Source organism: Allotamlana fucoidanivorans (genome assembly GCF_006265225.1).
Lineage (GTDB): Bacteria > Bacteroidota > Bacteroidia > Flavobacteriales > Flavobacteriaceae > Allotamlana > Allotamlana fucoidanivorans.
The window spans coordinates 44979-61060 of sequence record NZ_VDCS01000011.1 but is presented as its reverse complement, the minus strand read 5'-3'; the positions used below and the strand labels follow the sequence as shown (position 1 = coordinate 61060).

18 protein-coding genes are annotated in these 16082 nt (G+C 32.8%); 14 read left to right on the top strand and 4 right to left on the bottom strand.

Features of this window, described 5'->3' with window-relative positions; translation table 11 throughout:
- Positions 1–55: 55 nt before the first annotated feature.
- Together FGF67_RS12140 and FGF67_RS12135 are read right to left on the bottom strand one after the other, a co-directional pair.
- Positions 56–973 (bottom strand): bifunctional metallophosphatase/5'-nucleotidase, encoded by a 918-nt coding sequence (locus FGF67_RS12140; protein WP_139698022.1) that lies wholly within the window; start codon positions 971–973, stop codon positions 56–58.
- A gap of 10 nt (positions 974–983) precedes the next feature.
- Positions 984–1745, bottom strand: a complete 762-nt coding sequence (locus tag FGF67_RS12135; RefSeq protein WP_139698021.1) for a 5'-nucleotidase C-terminal domain-containing protein — start codon at positions 1743–1745, stop codon at positions 984–986.
- Between the two features lie 58 nt (positions 1746–1803).
- Here FGF67_RS12135 and FGF67_RS12130 point away from each other — a divergent pair, with 58 nt between their 5' ends.
- From FGF67_RS12130 to FGF67_RS12065, 14 genes are all read left to right on the top strand, one after another.
- On the top strand, positions 1804–2325 hold the full coding sequence (locus FGF67_RS12130; protein ID WP_139698020.1) for a DUF6913 domain-containing protein: 522 nt from the start codon (positions 1804–1806) through the stop codon (positions 2323–2325).
- A 1-nt stretch (position 2326) separates the two neighbouring features.
- Positions 2327–3202, top strand: a complete 876-nt coding sequence (gene dapA / locus FGF67_RS12125; protein WP_139698019.1) for a 4-hydroxy-tetrahydrodipicolinate synthase — start codon at positions 2327–2329, stop codon at positions 3200–3202.
- 2 nt (positions 3203–3204) lie between these two features.
- Positions 3205–4128 (top strand): ion channel, encoded by a 924-nt coding sequence (locus FGF67_RS12120; RefSeq protein ID WP_139698018.1) that lies wholly within the window; start codon positions 3205–3207, stop codon positions 4126–4128.
- A 108-nt stretch (positions 4129–4236) separates the two neighbouring features.
- The gene (locus tag FGF67_RS12115; RefSeq protein ID WP_139698017.1) at positions 4237–5037 is read left to right on the top strand and encodes an outer membrane protein assembly factor BamD; all 801 of its coding nucleotides are present in this window, start codon (positions 4237–4239) and stop codon (positions 5035–5037) included.
- Between the two features lie 13 nt (positions 5038–5050).
- Entirely contained in the window at positions 5051–5380 is a 330-nt protein-coding gene (locus tag FGF67_RS12110) for a DNA-directed RNA polymerase subunit omega (protein WP_139698016.1), read from the top strand.
- Positions 5381–5386: 6 nt separating this feature from the next.
- On the top strand, positions 5387–6598 hold the full coding sequence (gene coaBC, locus FGF67_RS12105) for a bifunctional phosphopantothenoylcysteine decarboxylase/phosphopantothenate--cysteine ligase CoaBC (protein ID WP_139698015.1): 1212 nt from the start codon (positions 5387–5389) through the stop codon (positions 6596–6598).
- Complete coding sequence (porD, locus tag FGF67_RS12100) at positions 6591–7478, top strand: type IX secretion system protein PorD (RefSeq protein WP_139698014.1); 888 nt, start codon at positions 6591–6593, stop codon at positions 7476–7478. Before coaBC ends, porD begins: the two co-directional genes overlap by 8 nt.
- Before the next feature lie 66 nt (positions 7479–7544).
- Entirely contained in the window at positions 7545–9197 is a 1653-nt protein-coding gene (recN, locus tag FGF67_RS12095) for a DNA repair protein RecN (RefSeq protein ID WP_139698013.1), read from the top strand.
- A gap of 50 nt (positions 9198–9247) precedes the next feature.
- On the top strand, positions 9248–10066 hold the full coding sequence (locus tag FGF67_RS12090) for an enoyl-ACP reductase FabI (protein ID WP_139698012.1): 819 nt from the start codon (positions 9248–9250) through the stop codon (positions 10064–10066).
- Between the two features lie 63 nt (positions 10067–10129).
- Entirely contained in the window at positions 10130–11137 is a 1008-nt protein-coding gene (locus FGF67_RS12085) for a glycosyltransferase (RefSeq protein ID WP_139698011.1), read from the top strand.
- A complete protein-coding gene (locus FGF67_RS12080) occupies positions 11134–12093 on the top strand; it encodes a CdaR family protein (protein ID WP_233244070.1) in 960 nt (319 codons plus the stop codon). The genes FGF67_RS12085 and FGF67_RS12080 overlap by 4 nt, the downstream gene beginning before the upstream one ends.
- Positions 12090–12680, top strand: coding sequence for a dephospho-CoA kinase (gene coaE / locus FGF67_RS12075; RefSeq protein ID WP_139698010.1), 591 nt, complete (start codon positions 12090–12092; stop codon positions 12678–12680). The genes FGF67_RS12080 and coaE overlap by 4 nt, the downstream gene beginning before the upstream one ends.
- A gap of 63 nt (positions 12681–12743) precedes the next feature.
- Complete coding sequence (locus tag FGF67_RS12070; RefSeq protein ID WP_199240681.1) at positions 12744–14309, top strand: sensor histidine kinase; 1566 nt, start codon at positions 12744–12746, stop codon at positions 14307–14309.
- A gap of 2 nt (positions 14310–14311) precedes the next feature.
- A complete protein-coding gene (locus FGF67_RS12065) occupies positions 14312–15016 on the top strand; it encodes a response regulator transcription factor (protein WP_139698009.1) in 705 nt (234 codons plus the stop codon).
- Positions 15017–15083: 67 nt separating this feature from the next.
- Here FGF67_RS12065 and FGF67_RS12060 read toward each other — a convergent pair whose 3' ends face one another.
- Positions 15084–15743, bottom strand: a complete 660-nt coding sequence (locus FGF67_RS12060) for an alpha/beta hydrolase (RefSeq protein ID WP_139698008.1) — start codon at positions 15741–15743, stop codon at positions 15084–15086.
- Between the two features lie 3 nt (positions 15744–15746).
- Positions 15747–16079, bottom strand: coding sequence for a hypothetical protein (locus FGF67_RS12055; protein WP_139698007.1), 333 nt, complete (start codon positions 16077–16079; stop codon positions 15747–15749).
- Between the last annotated feature and the right edge of the window lie 3 nt (positions 16080–16082).

Below are 16082 nucleotides of genomic sequence, written 5' to 3'. Positions count from 1 at the left end.
TGTCATGTGTTTCTTTTTTGCTAAAATAAGATGAATCACACCTGGATAAATCTTGTTAAATTAATATAGAAGTTCCTTCTGCCGATTTTTCATTCTCTTTGTCAAAGTAAAAATCTATGCGTCCTAAATTGATGCCATAACACCCCACCTGATTTACTAATACATGTTTATCATCGACATTTTTTACAATAGTTGGTTTGGGTAAAAAGGTATGAGTGTGTCCGCCTATTATTAAATCAATATTATTGGTGCCTTTGGCTAGATTTAGATCGCATATTTTATCGGGGGTGTTTTTATAATAATATCCAAGATGAGATAGGCAAATGATTAAATCACAATCCTGTTCGTGTTTTAATATTCGGGTCATTTCCTGAGCTGTTTCAATAGGGTCTAAATATTTGGTTTCTTTAAATAATTCATGATTTACTAAGCCATCTAATTTTATACCTAATCCAAACACGCCTATTTTAATGTCGTTTTTAAAGAAAATTTTGTAAGGTTTTGTATGTGTGTGCATGATGGTGTTTGAAAAATCATAATTAGCTATTATAAATTCAAACTCAGCATGCGGTAATTGGTCATACAAACCGTCAATACCGTTGTCAAAATCATGATTTCCCAAAGTGGCAGCATCATATTTTAGCATGCTCATAAGTTTAAATTCAAGTTCACCACCGTAATAGTTAAAATAAGGAGTGCCTTGAAATATGTCGCCAGCATCGAGCAAAAGGGTGTTTGGATTTTCTTTTCTAATGGAATCAATCAAACTAGCACGTCTGGCCACACCACCTTGTTTAGCATTCTTGTTGCCACTTGAATTAAAAGCGTCAATATGACTGTGTACATCATTAGTATGCAGAATGGTAATTTGTTTTTGCGCACCTAAAGAAGAAAATGACTGTATGCCAAAACCTCCTATAGCGGTTAGTGCCGTTGCTGCTGTTGCTTTTTGAAGAAAATATCTACGCTTCATGTGCTTTCAACTAGTTGTTTATTTGAATAAATCTGTTGTCAATAACAGGTTGTATGGTGTCTATTTTTTTAAAATTATCTAAAATGATAGATCTAATTTTATAATTTAAGTTGAAAACAGTATCACTTTCTTTAAAAAAGTCCATATGGTCTCCTCCATGATGTAAATAATCACTTGTTGCTACGTAATATTTTTTTTCAGGATTAATAGCTTCATTATTTATTTCGGCTTTTACTAATTCATAATTTTTATTGATTACAAGTTGTAATTTTGAAATAGGATGCGCTTGTTTTGACTGAATTAAGTAGTTTATCATTTTAAATATGGTCGTTCCTTTAAGCGGTACTACAACGATGCTGTTTTCAAAAGGCATAAGTTCATAAGCATGGCTTGCTGTAATATTTCCTTGTGGTAAATTTGATCGGATACCTCCATAATTTAATAGCACCATATCAATATTTTTACCTGTTCTTTTTTTAAATACGGGGTTGGCTTCATCAAAAATAATATCTACCATATAGTTCCCAATTGCCGTGTTAAATGTGCCGTTTGTTTTAGCATATGTTTTTACTGAGTAGGCTAAAACACTATCCAAGTCTTTTTTTATATGAGTACGGTAAGGCTCTATAAAATCTTCAACCTCAGACTTTTTTAAAAGCGAGTCTGAAACTGTGATTTGGTTGGCTTCAATTTTTGTTAAATGCCATGATTTGTTTTTACAACTAAAAAAAAATAAAAAATTTAACAAAATAAAGAAAAGTGTAATCCTCATATGAAAAAAGATAAATTGAATGTACTTTTGTTACCTTTGCGCAAACCATAAAGGTAGAATGATTTTAAAAGGTTTTAAAGAAAAATCTATTAAAAAGAAGTTAAATAAATTGTTGTCAGAACGATGTGTTAATACTTCTGATAATAAGGTAGCTAGCGTTGGTGTTGTTGTAAATATTGATGAGTTTGAAAGTATTGATGTCTTTGAGCAATTAGTTTCAACCTTGGGTGTTAATGCTAATAGACTAAAAGTTATTTCTTTTTCAGAGCATATAACAGAAGATTTAAATACTTGGGATGAACGTTACAATCCTAAAGATTTTTCTTGGGATGGAGCAGTGAAAAATACAAGTTTGCAATCCTTTTTAGACACTAATTTTGATGTGCTTATTAGTTATTATGAGCAAGATAAGTTAGAATTGAAATTGATAACAGCATCGTCAAAAGCAATGTTTAAAATTGGAACATTAGAGTCTGATATGCGATTAAATGATTTAATTATTAAAATACCATTAAAAGCATTCGATGTATTTAAAGAGGAAGTCTTTAAGTATTTAAAAATATTAAATAAAATAGAGTAGAATGAGTAAATTTTTAGGGACAGGTGTTGCACTCGTTACCCCATTTAATGAAGATTTAAGCGTTAATCATGAAGCGCTTACTAATATTGTAAACTATAATATAGAAAACGGTACAGATTATTTGGTAATATGTGGTACTACAGGAGAAAGTGTTACACTTACCAAAGAAGAGAAAAAAAAGGTTATTCAAATTATAGTGCAAGCTAACCATGGGCGTGTGCCTTTGGTGTTAGGTATTGGGGGGAATAATACATCGTCTATCATTGAAGAGATTCAGTCTACAGATTTAAGAGATATTGACGCTATTTTATCTGTGTCACCTTATTATAGTAAACCAACTCAAGAAGGTATTTATCAGCATTTCAAAGCGATTGCAGAAGCATCGCCTGTAGATGTTATTTTATATAATGTACCAGGAAGAACCTCAAAAAATATGGAGCCAGAAACCACTTTGAGGTTGGCCAATGATTTTGCGAATGTTATTGGTGTGAAAGAAGCAGGTAATAATATGTCTCAATATTATGAGCTTATTAAGAATAAACCTGAAGATTTCTTAATCATTTCTGGTGATGACGATTTAGCTTTAGGGGTTGTTTTAGCTGGAGGTGCTGGTGTGATTTCTGTAATTGGGCAAGCATTTCCTAAAGAATTTTCTCAAATGATTAAATTGGGCTTGCAAGGAGATGCCAAAGAAGCTTTTAAACTACATTTTAAGTTAATGGATGTTATTGGGTATATTTTTGCTGAAAATAACCCAGCAGGTATTAAAGCGGTATTAGAAACTTTAGGTTTATGTGCAGATAGGGTACGTTTACCTCTCGTATCGGCATCACAAGCATTAAAAGAAAACATAAAAAGTTTTGTAGAAGCATTCTAGTTTTGGGAAGGAAGATTAAAGATCCAGGGGTAGGAAATGTATCGGTGCAATTTGCAAAACGCATGATTAACAACCGTGGAAGCTTTAATGTGTTGCATGAAAATAAACCGCGTCGTTTTTCTGAAGCCTACAACTATTTGGTTACTATTTCTTGGTCGCAGTTCTTTGGTCTTTCTCTTATAACATACATGTTGGCCAATGTTTTGTTTGCATTGATTTACTTGTTGTTGGGTATTGAAGATATTACACAACCTAGTGGTGATGTGTTTAAAGATTTTTTAAAAGCCTTTTTTTTCTCATCCCAAACATTTACAACAGTTGGTTATGGTGTCTTGGCCCCCAAAGGTATTTTTAGTGGTATTGTGTCTTCAATAGAAGCTTTTGTAGGACTCATGTTTTTTGCTTTTACCACAGGTTTATTGTATGGCCGCTTTTCAAAACCAAGAGCCGCTATTCGTTTTAGTGAATATATGGTTTTAAGAGATTTTGAAGACGGTAAGGCGCTTATGTTTAGAATTGAAAATGACCGAAAAAGCACCATGATAAACCCTAAAGTTTCGGTGACTTTTGTGCATACCAAAGAAAATGAGAAAGGTGAGTATGTTAATGACTTTTACGCTTTAAAGTTAGAGCGAGATACCATTAAGTACTTGCCTACTACCTGGACTTTGGTTCATGAAATTGACCAAGATAGCCCGCTTTTTGGGTACTCAGATGAAGCACTTATCAAGCAACATGGGGAGTTGCTCATTATGGTGAGTTATTATGATGAGTCGTTTAATCAGGAAGTTCACCAGTTATATTCTTATTTACTAAAGGATACAAAGCTTAATTGTAAATTTATAAAGGCCTATTATTACAATGATGCCGGTGACATGATTCTTGATCATGAATTGTTTGATGCTATTGAACCCTTAAAAAGTTAAATATAACTTAAACCTTGTGAATGCTTATATTTAGCCATTACTTTAGCTTGAAATATTATTTTTAAAATCCATATTATTAACTTAATTTTGCATTCTGTTTAAAAATCTATGAATAAATTTTTATACATATTAATAACTTTCTTTGTTTTAAGTAGTTGTAGCGAATATCAAAAGGTATTAAAGTCAACCGATATTGGTGCAAAGTTTAAAGCAGGCGAAGCGCTTTATAATGATGGCAAGTATGCTAAAGCGAATAAGTTATTTGCTCAAATTGTACCAAATTACAGAGGGAAGCCACAAGCAGAAAAACTGATGTATCTGTACTCAAGTTCTTTCTATAAAATGAAAGATTACTACGTTGCAGGTTATCAATTTGAGCGTTTTGCTTCAAGTTACCCTAAAAGTGAAAAACTAGAGGAGGCGTCTTTTTATGCGGTGAAAAGTTATTTTATGCTTTCGCCAAGGTATAGTAAAGATCAAAAAGAGACTAAAGAAGCGGTTGAAAAGTTACAAGAGTTTATAAACCTGTTTCCAGACTCAGAGTATGTGCCTGAAGCAAATCAAATGGTAAAAGAATTGGTTTTTAAATTAGAAAAGAAGGCTTTTGAAATAGCTAAACAATATAATACCATATCAGATTATCAAGCTTCAATCAGGTCTTTTGACAACTTTATATTTGAATTTCCAGGATCAAAACTAAAAGAAGAAGCCTTGTTTTATAGGTTAGATTCAGCTTATAAATTAGCAGTTAATAGTGTAGAAAGAAAACGACAAGATAGACTTGAAACAGCTAAAGATTATTCTAAAGCATTCAAGAAATTATTTGCTAGTTCAAAGTATATTGAAGACGTTGATGATATGGCAAATATTATAGAAAAGGAATTAAAAAATTACAGCTCAAAAAGTTAAACAAATAGTAACAATGGATTTAAAAAAAATCAATGCTCCTGTAAATACAGTAACGTATGACAGAAATCAAATAGATGAACCAACTGGAAACATCTATGAATCAATTTCTATCATTGCTAGACGTGCAGATCAAATTAACACAGAGATTAAAAAAGAACTTATTGATAAGTTAGAAGAGTTTGCTACTTACAATGATAGTCTTGAAGAAATCTTTGAAAATAAAGAGCAAATTGAGGTCTCAAAATTTTATGAAAAATTACCAAAACCTCATGCATTAGCCGTTCAAGAATGGTTAACAGATAAAGTTTATTTTAGAAATACTGAGGACGATTCTCAGGAATAATTTCTTATGAGTATATTAAGCGGTAAGAACATCCTGTTAGGTATTACTGGTGGTATTGCCGCTTATAAAACTGCTTCATTAGTAAGGCTGTTTGTAAAATCTGGTGCACATGTAAAAGTAGTCATGACGCCATCTTCAAAAGATTTTATAACACCCTTAACGTTATCAACGCTTTCAAAAAATCCAGTATATTCTTCTTTTACAGATGAATCAGATGATAATGCTGTTTGGAATAGTCATGTAGATTTAGGGTTGTGGGCCGATTTGTTTGTAGTAGCACCAGCAACAGCAAATACCATGAGTAAAATGGCTAATGGGGTTTGTGATAATCTGTTATTAGCTACATATTTATCGGCTAAATGTCCAATTTATTACGCACCAGCTATGGATTTGGATATGTACAAGCATCCTTCAACCATCAAATCGTTTGAAAAACTCAACGCTTTTGGGCATGTTATGATTCCTGCTACCAGTGGAGAATTAGCCAGTGGGTTAGTTGGTGAAGGCCGAATGGCTGAACCAGAGGATATTGTGTGTTTTCTGGAGCAGGATATTTTAAATAAACTGCCACTAAAAGATAAAACAGTTTTAATTACAGCAGGACCAACTTATGAAGCGATAGATCCGGTGCGTTTTATTGGGAATCATTCCAGTGGGAAAATGGGGTTTGAGATTGCCAAAGTTGCTGCAAATTTAGGAGCACAGGTTGTTTTGGTAAGTGGGCCTACACATGAAAGTTTAAATCATGCTCTAGTTACTGTTGTTCCAGTGGTAAGTGCTCAAAACATGTATGATGAGGTTCATAAGTACTTTGAAGCATGTGATATTGCTATATTATCGGCTGCCGTAGCAGATTTTACACCAAAAGAAGTAGCTGTGCAAAAAATAAAAAAGGCTTCAGATACGTTAATAATAGAATTAAGTAAAACTAAAGATATATTGGCGTCATTGGGAGCTATTAAAACAAAGCAGTATCTGGTAGGTTTTGCTTTAGAAACCAACAACGAATTAAAACATGCTAAAGAAAAACTTAAAAAGAAGAATTTAAATTTAATTGTTTTAAATTCGTTGAATGATAAAGGGGCTGGATTTAAAACCGATACCAATAAAGTTACTTTTATTGATGATCAAGAGGTGGTGACCGCACATCAATTGAAGTCTAAAACGGAGGTAGCTTCAGATTTGCTTAACAAAATTATGTTAGAAATTAATGCGTAACATTTTAGTTTTAATAGTATGCTGCTTAACCATTAAAGGTTTTTCACAAGAGTTGAATTGCAATGTGGTTGTTAATGCTCAGCAAACTGGGAATGAAAATTTTCCTATTTTCAAAACACTTGAAAAGCAAATTACGGAGTTTGTTAACAATACAAAATGGACAGATAAAACATTCAAAACTCAGGAGCGTATTAATTGCACTATGGTTATTAATGTAAATAACTATAGTGGAGAATCGTTTCAGGCCGCTTTGCAAGTTCAATCGTCAAGACCTGTTTTCGAATCATCATTTAGTACACCTATTTATAATTTTAATGATAAAGATTTTAATTTTAGGTATTTAGAGTTTCAAAACCTTATATACAATCCTACCCAATTTGAATCTAATTTAATATCCGTGTTAGCGTTTCATGTGTATATGATATTAGCCTTAGATGCCGATACATTTTCAGAAAAAGGAGGTGATGAATATTATAAACAAGCGCAAATAATTACTAATTTTTCCCAGCAAGGGAATTATAAAGGCTGGAAAGTAGAAGATGGTTTACAAAGTAGGTTTGCACTGATAGATAATGTGCTTTCTCCAACCTTTAAAGAATATAGGGCGGTGCTTTACAATTATCACAGAAAAGGTTTAGATGTGATGAGTAGTGATGTAAAAACAGGTAAAACAGAAATAGCAGAAGCTATAAAAATGTTTTTACCTATGAATAGCAGAAGACCAAACTCCTTTTTGTTACGTACTTTTTTTGATGCTAAGTCTGATGAAATTGAACAAATTTTCTCTGGAGGCCCTCAGGTAAATATAGCTAGCGTAAAAGACGCTCTTCAAAAAGTGGCGCCCATGTATAGTACAAAGTGGCAAAGTATAAGGTTTTAAATCAGCCTTGTTTTAAAACGGTTTTACACCTATATTTAAGTTTTAAATTTAACCCAATAAATCACTGTGTTAGCATCACTATCAATAAAAAATTATGCATTAATTGATCAACTTCAAGTAGATTTTAATAATGGATTTTCAATTATAACAGGTGAAACTGGAGCAGGGAAATCTATTCTATTAGGGGGCTTGTCATTAATTTTAGGAAAACGGGCAGATTTAAGTAGCTTGAAAGATGCTACCCAAAAATGTATCATTGAGGCCGTTTTTAATGTTTCTGGTTACAAATTGCAGTCCCTTTTTAAAGATATGGGTTTTGATTATGATGACTTTACTATTATAAGAAGAGAAATTTTACCTTCGGGGAAATCAAGGGCATTTGTTAATGATTCGCCAGTAAATTTATCAGGTTTACAGGTTTTGGGAGAACGTTTAATAGATATTCATTCGCAACATCAAACATTACAATTAACCAATCAAGACTCTCAGTTTCAAATCATTGATGCTTTAGCAGATAATGGTCTGGATTTAGAAATATATCAAGCTGAACTTAAACGTTTTAAAAGGTTACAAACGGCCTTGAAAGAATTGGAATTGTTTAAGGCTGAAGCACTTAAAGAATACGATTATAATTCGTTTCTATTAAATGAATTAGTTGAAGCTCAATTGGTGGAAGGAGAAGAAGAAGCACTCGAAGAAGAATTTGAAACCTTAAATAATGTTGAGCAAATCAAAGAGCTTTTGGCGGGAGCTCATCATTTACTAGAAGATGAACAAATTGGAATAATCACTTCGTTAAATCATTTAAAACAGGTTTTTCAAAAGCTTTCTGGGGTATCATCAAAGTATCAGGAGCTTTATGAAAGAGTTAATAGTAGTTTTATCGAGTTAGATGATTTGTTTAGTGAAGTACATGATTTACAAGAGGGCTTAGATGCCGATCCGATACGTTTAGAGCAAGTTGATACTAAGCTTAAAATATTGCATAATTTAATGCAAAAACATGTAGCGTCGAATGTTTCAGAGTTGATTGAAGTTAAATTAAAACTAGAAGAAAAGGTTTTTGAAACGCAACATTTAGATGAAAATATTGAAAAGAAAACCCTAGAAATTTGTTTAAAAGAAACAGAACTAAATGAATTATCGGATAATATTCATAAGAAGCGCTTAGAGGTGGTACCTAATTTAAAACAACAATTGGAGTCTGTTTTAAGTAATTTAGGGATGCCAAATGCCCAATTTCATATAGATATTACTAAGAGTGACACCTTCTATGCTAACGGGAAAGATAATTTAACGTTTTTGTTTTCAGCCAATAAAGGGGGGCATTTTAACGAATTGAAAAAAGCGGCTTCAGGTGGTGAATTATCTAGAATCATGCTGGCTATTAAGTCGGTGTTAGCTCAGTATATTCAGCTTCCTACCATTATGTTTGATGAGATTGATACAGGGGTTTCGGGTGAAATATCAAATAAAATGGGTGATATTATGTTGCAAATGAGTAAAACCATGCAGGTGTTTTCTATTACGCATTTACCGCAAATTGCAGCCAAAGGACACTCGCATTTCAAGGTTTATAAAAAAGATGTTGATGATATAACGCAAACCAATTTGCGTAAATTGAACCATGATGAACGTATCGTTGAAATCGCTCAAATGCTTGGAGGAAAAGAGGTGTCAACTTCAGCTATAGCACATGCAAAAGAATTACTCAATTAATTAGTATCTTTGTGCGCTGAATAACCAATTAAAATACAAATTCAATATACATGTATAACTTATTAAAAGGAAAAAGAGGAATCATTTTTGGAGCATTAGATTCAAATTCAATTGCTTGGAAAACTGCCGAACGTGTTCATGAAGAAGGTGGACAGTTTGTGTTAACTAACGCACCTGTTGCCATGCGTATGGGGCAAATTAATGAACTTGCCGAAAAAACAGGTTCTCAAATTATTCCAGCTGATGCCACATCATTGGAAGATTTACAAAATCTAGTTGAAAAGTCCGTGGAAATATTGGGAGGTAAAATTGATTTTGTATTACATTCTATAGGTATGTCTATTAATGTTAGAAAAGGAAGACATTATACAGATCAAAATTATGATTGGACTCAGAAAGGAACAGATGTTTCTGCCATGTCTTTTCATAAAGTTATGCAAGTGCTTTACAAGCAAGATGCCATGAATGAATGGGGAAGTATTGTTGCGTTGAGTTATATGGCTGCGCAACGTGTGTTCCCTGACTATAATGATATGGCTGATAATAAGGCATATTTAGAAAGCATTGCGCGTAGTTTTGGATATTTCTTTGGAAGAGATAAAAAAGTAAGAGTAAATACTATTTCACAATCTCCTACACCAACAACGGCAGGAAGTGGTGTAAAAGGATTTGATGGTTTTATATCTTATGCAGAAAAAATGTCTCCACTAGGAAATGCAACGGCTTTAGATTGTGCTAATTATACTGTGACATTATTCAGTGATTTAACAAAACGCGTAACACTTCAAAACCTTTATAATGATGGAGGTTTTAGTAATATGGGTGTGAGTGATGCTGTGATGTCTGCTTTTGTTGGAGACGAAGAATAATTAAGATAAAATATACAGATTGAGCCACCGTAAAAACGGTGGCTTTTTCATTACATTTGTGTTATGGCATTGCAGTTTTCATTTATCATTCCCGTGTACAACCGGCCAGACGAAGTTCAAGAACTTTTAGAGAGTTTTATGGAGCTTGAAGGTAAAAAGGAGTTTGAAATTGTAATTGTTGAAGATGGCTCTACATTGCCTTCAAAATCAATCGTTGAGGCTTTTAATGACACATTACATGTGTCATACTACTTTAAAGAAAATTCAGGTCCTGGAGATTCTAGAAACTATGGTATGAGAAAAGCAAAAGGCAATTATTTTATCATTTTAGATTCTGATTGTATTTTGCCACCACAGTATTTAACTGAAGTAAAAAGGAGTTTAAACGAGGATTATGTAGATTGTTTTGGTGGACCAGATGCGGCACATCATTCATTTACCAATTTGCAAAAGGCTGTAAATTTTTCAATGACCTCTTTTCTAACAACGGGCGGAATAAGAGGGGGTAAAAAGCATTTAGATACGTTTCAGCCAAGGAGTTTTAATATGGGCTTATCAAAAAAAGCCTTTGAAGCCTCAGGAGGTTTTGGACGAATACACCCTGGTGAAGACCCCGATTTATCAATTAGACTATGGGATTTGGGTTATAGAACCAAGTTAATCTCAAAAGTTTTTGTGTATCACAAACGTAGAATTTCATGGCAAACATTTTACAAGCAAGTGAACAAGTTTGGTTTGGTACGCCCTATTTTAAATAAATGGCATCCGTCAACAAAAAAAATAACCTATTGGTTTCCTACATGTTTTAGTTTGGGGCTCATAGCTTCTATAGTGTTATTGGGGTTAGATATAAAATGGCCTATTTTTTTATATGTACTATATTTTTTAATGGCTTTTGTTTTAGGGTTTATTAGTGAGAAAAACGTTAAGGTAGCCTTGTTAGTTATTCCTGCTATTATTATTCAATTTTTTGGCTATGGTATAGGGTTTTTGAAGTCTACCATAGTGGTTTTTATATGTAAAAGAGCGCCTGAAGTATACTTTCCTAAGTTATTTTTTGAAGCCCCATGATAAAACAATTAAGATCATTATTAATCGCTTCTATTAAAAACAGAAAAATAAATGTTTTTCTTTTGTTTTTTGTATTGGCATTTGTCATTTTAATTTTCACCAAGCTTTCAAAGGAATATACAAATACCATTCCTTTTGCCATTCAGAAAATGCATGTCCCGCAGGAGTATGTCATTTTAAACGATACAGCAAAAGTGAATATTACCCTTAAAACACATGGGTTTAAATGGCTTAGTTATTATTTTTCTAAACCTAAAATAAAAGTAGATTTTAAAAAAGATGTGTATAAAGAAGGTAGCTTTTTTGTTTATAGTAAATCGAAGGCATATCTAAATAATACGCAGTTTGATAAGGCTGTGGAGTTGCTTAATATAAATCCAGAAAAATTGACCTTCAAATTTGATGTGAATCAGGTTAAAAAATTACCAGTAAAGATAAACACACAAATTGCTTTTAGTCCAGGTTATGATAAGGCTTCAAATATGGTTTCAGAACCAGACTCTATTGTGATTATTGGGCCTAAAGCTCTGGTGTCTTCGTTTAGTTTTTTAGAAACAGAACCATTGGTGTTGAAGGATGTTAGAAGCCATATCTCACAACCTGTGGCTATTAATTTACCACAAAATCAACCTGATTTAAAATTCTCTCACAAAAAGGTGGTTATAAAAGCTGGAGTAGAAAAGTTTACCGAAGGTGCTGTAAAAGTTCCTGTAACTTTAATAAATGTACCCAATGGTGTGAAGGTTAAATATTTTCCAAAGGATATTTCAGTATCTTACTATGTAAGTTTGTCAAACTTCAAGAGTGTCACAAATAAAAGTTTTAAGGTGGTCGGTGACTTTAATAATGCAAAAGGAGATCAAGCGTTTTTAAAATTAGAGGTGGTTGAAATACCTAAAACGGTAAGAAATGTAAAACTGAGTCAGAAACAAATAGAATTTATAATTGTAAAATGATAGTTGTTGGACTTACTGGAGGTATTGGTAGTGGTAAAACCACAGTAGCAAAACTTTTTGAAGATTTTGGTGTTCCCGTATACATTGCAGATATAGAAGCTAAAAAGCTTATGAATCAATCAAAGGTTATCAAGCGAAAATTGATTCAGTTGTTTGGTGAAGAAGCCTATAAAGGAGGGGTGTTAAACAGACCTTTTCTTGCAGATGCTATTTTTAATAATGAGGTTTTTCTGGAAAAAATGAATTCAATTATTCACCCCAGAGTGGCGCGGCATTTTGAGAAATGGATAGCAAAACAAAATGTGCCATATGTGATAAAAGAAGTTGCTATACTATTTGAAAATGGTGGGTACAAGGTATGTGATTATGTGATAACAGTGACGGCGCCTAAAGAAACCAGAATAAAGCGTTTATTGAAACGCGATCATACTTCGGTAGCTAGAATAGAAGCTATAATGCGAAATCAATGGACAGATGAAGCCCGTATAGAGCGATCTGATTTTGTTATTGAAAATATAAATCTTGAAAAGACTAAAGAGAAAGTTGCTCAAATTCATAAGGAAATCATTACAAATATTAAATTTTAACATTTTTGTTAACATTAGGTTAAAAGGACAGGAGGCTAAATGTTAAAATGTTAATTTTGATTGATGAGCAAAAGAAAATTCATCCTGTTAATAATACTCATGAGCTTGTCGCTTATCGGTATTATTTCCATACAGGCTTACTATATAAATGATGCTGTAAACAACGAAAAAGACCGTTTTAAATTTAACGTTCTTACGGTATTGAATTATGTGGCAAATACTATTGAAGACAATGAGTCTGAGAAGTATTTTGCTGAATATATGAGTCTTGATAAAGAAAAGAAAACAGATGAAGATGCCGTTTCTCAACTACTAATTTATCAAAAGAATAACAGTACCAAAGAAACGCTTATTTATAAAAGTAATGTGCTTGAAGAAGATTATAAATTGTCTTCGTCGCTCTTTGACATTGGTTTAGATAGTTTAGATATAAACAATATTATTGGAAATTCAACAACCGAAATTTTTACTGATGTAGGTTCTGAAAAGGATTTAAAAAGTCCAATTTCTAAAATAGTAAGAAGCGGTGCTATTGATGAAGCCCAACGTCTTAGTTTTGATAAAAGTTTTAAGGAAGTTTCTAAAAGGAAGCCCGTGCATAAACGCGTTTCAGAAAACGAAATAAGAAACTTATTGTCTGAACGCCTAAACAAATACGGTATTAATATTGATTTTGAGTTTGCGGTGTATGATGGTGATTTGTTAACCAAAGTACACAGTGATAATTTTGAGAATGAAGCAAAGTCAACGTTTGATGTGTCGTTGTTTAGAGATGAAAACAATAGAGGGCTTTATCGCTTATTAGTAAATTTTCCAGGAGATAAAAAGTTTATTCTCTCAGGAGTGATAGGGATGATTATGCTTTCGGTAATTTTTACTTCCATTATTATCATTGCCTATTCAAGTGCTCTTTATCAATTAATCAAACAACGTAAAATCGCTCAAATTAAAACAGATTTTATCAATAATATGACCCACGAATTTAAGACACCAATAGCAACCATTAATCTTGCTCTTGATGCTATAAAAAATCCTAAGGTTATTGATGATAAAGAGAAGGTAATTCGTTATCTTTCAATGATAAAGGAAGAGAATAAACGAATGCATGCTCAAGTTGAAAATGTGTTGCGTATATCTAAGTTAGAAAAGAATGAGCTTAATATTAGTAAAGATAGAGTAAAACTGCATGATTTAATAAGTGATGCTATTACGCATGTAGAACTTATTGTAGAAGACAGAAAAGGATATATTAAAACCTATTTAAATGCAGATAAATCGTCTGTTTTAGCGAATGAAACTCATTTTACCAACGTTATTGTAAATATATTGGACAATGCTATTAAGTATTCGCCAGAAGCGCCAAAGATTGAAGTTTATACAGAGAATGTAGGCACAAACATTATATTGAAAGTTAAAGATCATGGCAGCGGAATGAGTAAAGCTGCTGCCAAAAGAGTTTTTGAGAAATTTTATAGAGAACATACAGGAAACATTCATAATGTGAAGGGTCATGGTTTAGGATTGGCCTACGTTAAACGTATTGTTGAAGACCATCAAGGTCATGTATCAGTAGAATCAGAAAAAGACAAAGGAAGTACATTTATTATAAAACTTCCGCTAATATCATAGTTATGGAAGAATTCAAAAAAAGAATATTATTAGTAGAAGACGATCCTAATTTTGGAACCGTACTAAAAGATTACTTAATGATGAATGATTATGAGGTAACTCATGCCAAAAATGGTATGGAGGGCTTTGAAAAATTCAGAAAGGATGATTTTGATTTATGTATTCTTGATGTCATGATGCCTTATAAGGATGGCTTTACTTTAGCTAAAGAGATAAGGGAAAAAAATTCAGATGTGCCTATTATCTTTTTAACTGCTAAAACCATGAAAGAAGATGTTTTGAAAGGGTATAAGGTTGGGGCTGATGACTATTTGAATAAACCTTTTGATAGTGAAGTGCTGTTAATGAAAATTAAAGCCATCATTCAGCGTAAGGCTACTGAAACTATTTCAGATAGTAAACAGTTTGAATTTAAGATAGGTCGTTTTGATCTTAATTCAAAACTCCGATTTTTACGATTTGATGGTGGGGATCCAGTAAAGCTATCTCCAAAGGAAAATGAACTACTACGTTTATTAGCGCTTCATGAAAATGATTTAATGCCAAGAGAATTAGCTTTAACAAAGATATGGCGAGATGACAATTACTTCACGTCAAGAAGTATGGATGTATATATTGCTAAGCTGCGTAAATATTTAAAATTAGACGAGAAAGTAGAAATACTTAACATTCATGGTGAAGGCTTTAGGTTGGTAGTGAATGATTAAGTAATAATTGCTTTAAATGATATCAAAAAATCCAGCGAAGGCTGGATTTTTTGATTATATAAAATTATTATACAAGTTGTTCACTTATCCAGTTTTTAAATTCATAAAAATTTTGTGGGGCTACACCATGGCCAACCGGAAATTCTGAATATTTATTTTTTATGCCTAAACTATTTAAAAAGTTAGGTGTTTGTCTGGCCCAGTCTACAGGAATTACCTGATCTACGCTACCATGTGAGCAATAAAAATCTAAATGTGAATAGTTGTGTGCGCTTAGGTTCTCAGGAAAAATATCTTGAACAATATAACCACTCAAGGCCACAATATTTGTTACTTTTTCAGGGTAGGTTAAAGCAACACCATAGCTTAAAATAGCCCCTTGGCTAAACCCTAAAAGTGTTACATCTGTATTTTTAACTGGGTAAGTTTCTGTTGCTTCATCAATAAATGTCGCAATTAAATCTCTAGATGATTTTGCTTGTTCAATATCGTTCCATTTTCCTCTGTCAGCGTCAAAATTTATAGCGTACCAGGCATTACCGTAGGGTTGCATAGCGTATGGAGCCTTTACAGAGATAATAAAAAGTTCTTCGGGTAATTCAGAAGCAAAAGAAAATAAATCATTTTCATCACTACCATAACCATGCATCATGATAAGCAGTGGGGCGTTTTCTGAAAGACTGGAAGGGCGAATAATATGTTCTAAAGACAATGTTGTGTTTTCCATGAATTAGCTTCCTAAGTTTGAAAAAAGTTTTTGATATAAATGTCCCACTAAAGGTACGGGTTGTGCTTTTTTGTTTATGGCTGTTGACAATCCATAAATAAAAAGTACTGCAAAAAATAAATAAAAGCCAGAAGTTAAAGGCCAGCTATCAAAGTTGCTTACCATGTAACCAAGCGCATAAAAGGTAAGCCAAAGCCCAAGAGATTGCCTGATATGAAAACTAGCAAAGGCGCTTTTGTTTTCGTTGTTTAGGTAATATGCTATAATAACCCCAAATATGGTAATATAGCTAATTATGGCATTTTTACGCCCTTTTTCAATATCCTGTTCAGTCATTGG

Coding starts and splice junctions, on each gene's coding strand:
- FGF67_RS12140 (WP_139698022.1), bottom strand. CDS start 973: ATGAAGCGTAGATATTTTCTTCAAAAAGCAACAGCAGCAACGGCACTA.
- FGF67_RS12135 (WP_139698021.1), bottom strand. CDS start 1,745: ATGAGGATTACACTTTTCTTTATTTTGTTAAATTTTTTATTTTTTTTT.
- FGF67_RS12130 (WP_139698020.1), top strand. CDS start 1,804: ATGATTTTAAAAGGTTTTAAAGAAAAATCTATTAAAAAGAAGTTAAAT.
- dapA (WP_139698019.1), top strand. CDS start 2,327: ATGAGTAAATTTTTAGGGACAGGTGTTGCACTCGTTACCCCATTTAAT.
- FGF67_RS12115 (WP_139698017.1), top strand. CDS start 4,237: ATGAATAAATTTTTATACATATTAATAACTTTCTTTGTTTTAAGTAGT.
- FGF67_RS12110 (WP_139698016.1), top strand. CDS start 5,051: ATGGATTTAAAAAAAATCAATGCTCCTGTAAATACAGTAACGTATGAC.
- coaBC (WP_139698015.1), top strand. CDS start 5,387: ATGAGTATATTAAGCGGTAAGAACATCCTGTTAGGTATTACTGGTGGT.
- porD (WP_139698014.1), top strand. CDS start 6,591: ATGCGTAACATTTTAGTTTTAATAGTATGCTGCTTAACCATTAAAGGT.
- FGF67_RS12090 (WP_139698012.1), top strand. CDS start 9,248: ATGTATAACTTATTAAAAGGAAAAAGAGGAATCATTTTTGGAGCATTA.
- FGF67_RS12085 (WP_139698011.1), top strand. CDS start 10,130: ATGGCATTGCAGTTTTCATTTATCATTCCCGTGTACAACCGGCCAGAC.
- FGF67_RS12080 (WP_233244070.1), top strand. CDS start 11,134: ATGATAAAACAATTAAGATCATTATTAATCGCTTCTATTAAAAACAGA.
- coaE (WP_139698010.1), top strand. CDS start 12,090: ATGATAGTTGTTGGACTTACTGGAGGTATTGGTAGTGGTAAAACCACA.
- FGF67_RS12070 (WP_199240681.1), top strand. CDS start 12,744: ATGAGCAAAAGAAAATTCATCCTGTTAATAATACTCATGAGCTTGTCG.
- FGF67_RS12065 (WP_139698009.1), top strand. CDS start 14,312: ATGGAAGAATTCAAAAAAAGAATATTATTAGTAGAAGACGATCCTAAT.
- FGF67_RS12060 (WP_139698008.1), bottom strand. CDS start 15,743: ATGGAAAACACAACATTGTCTTTAGAACATATTATTCGCCCTTCCAGT.
- FGF67_RS12055 (WP_139698007.1), bottom strand. CDS start 16,079: ATGACTGAACAGGATATTGAAAAAGGGCGTAAAAATGCCATAATTAGC.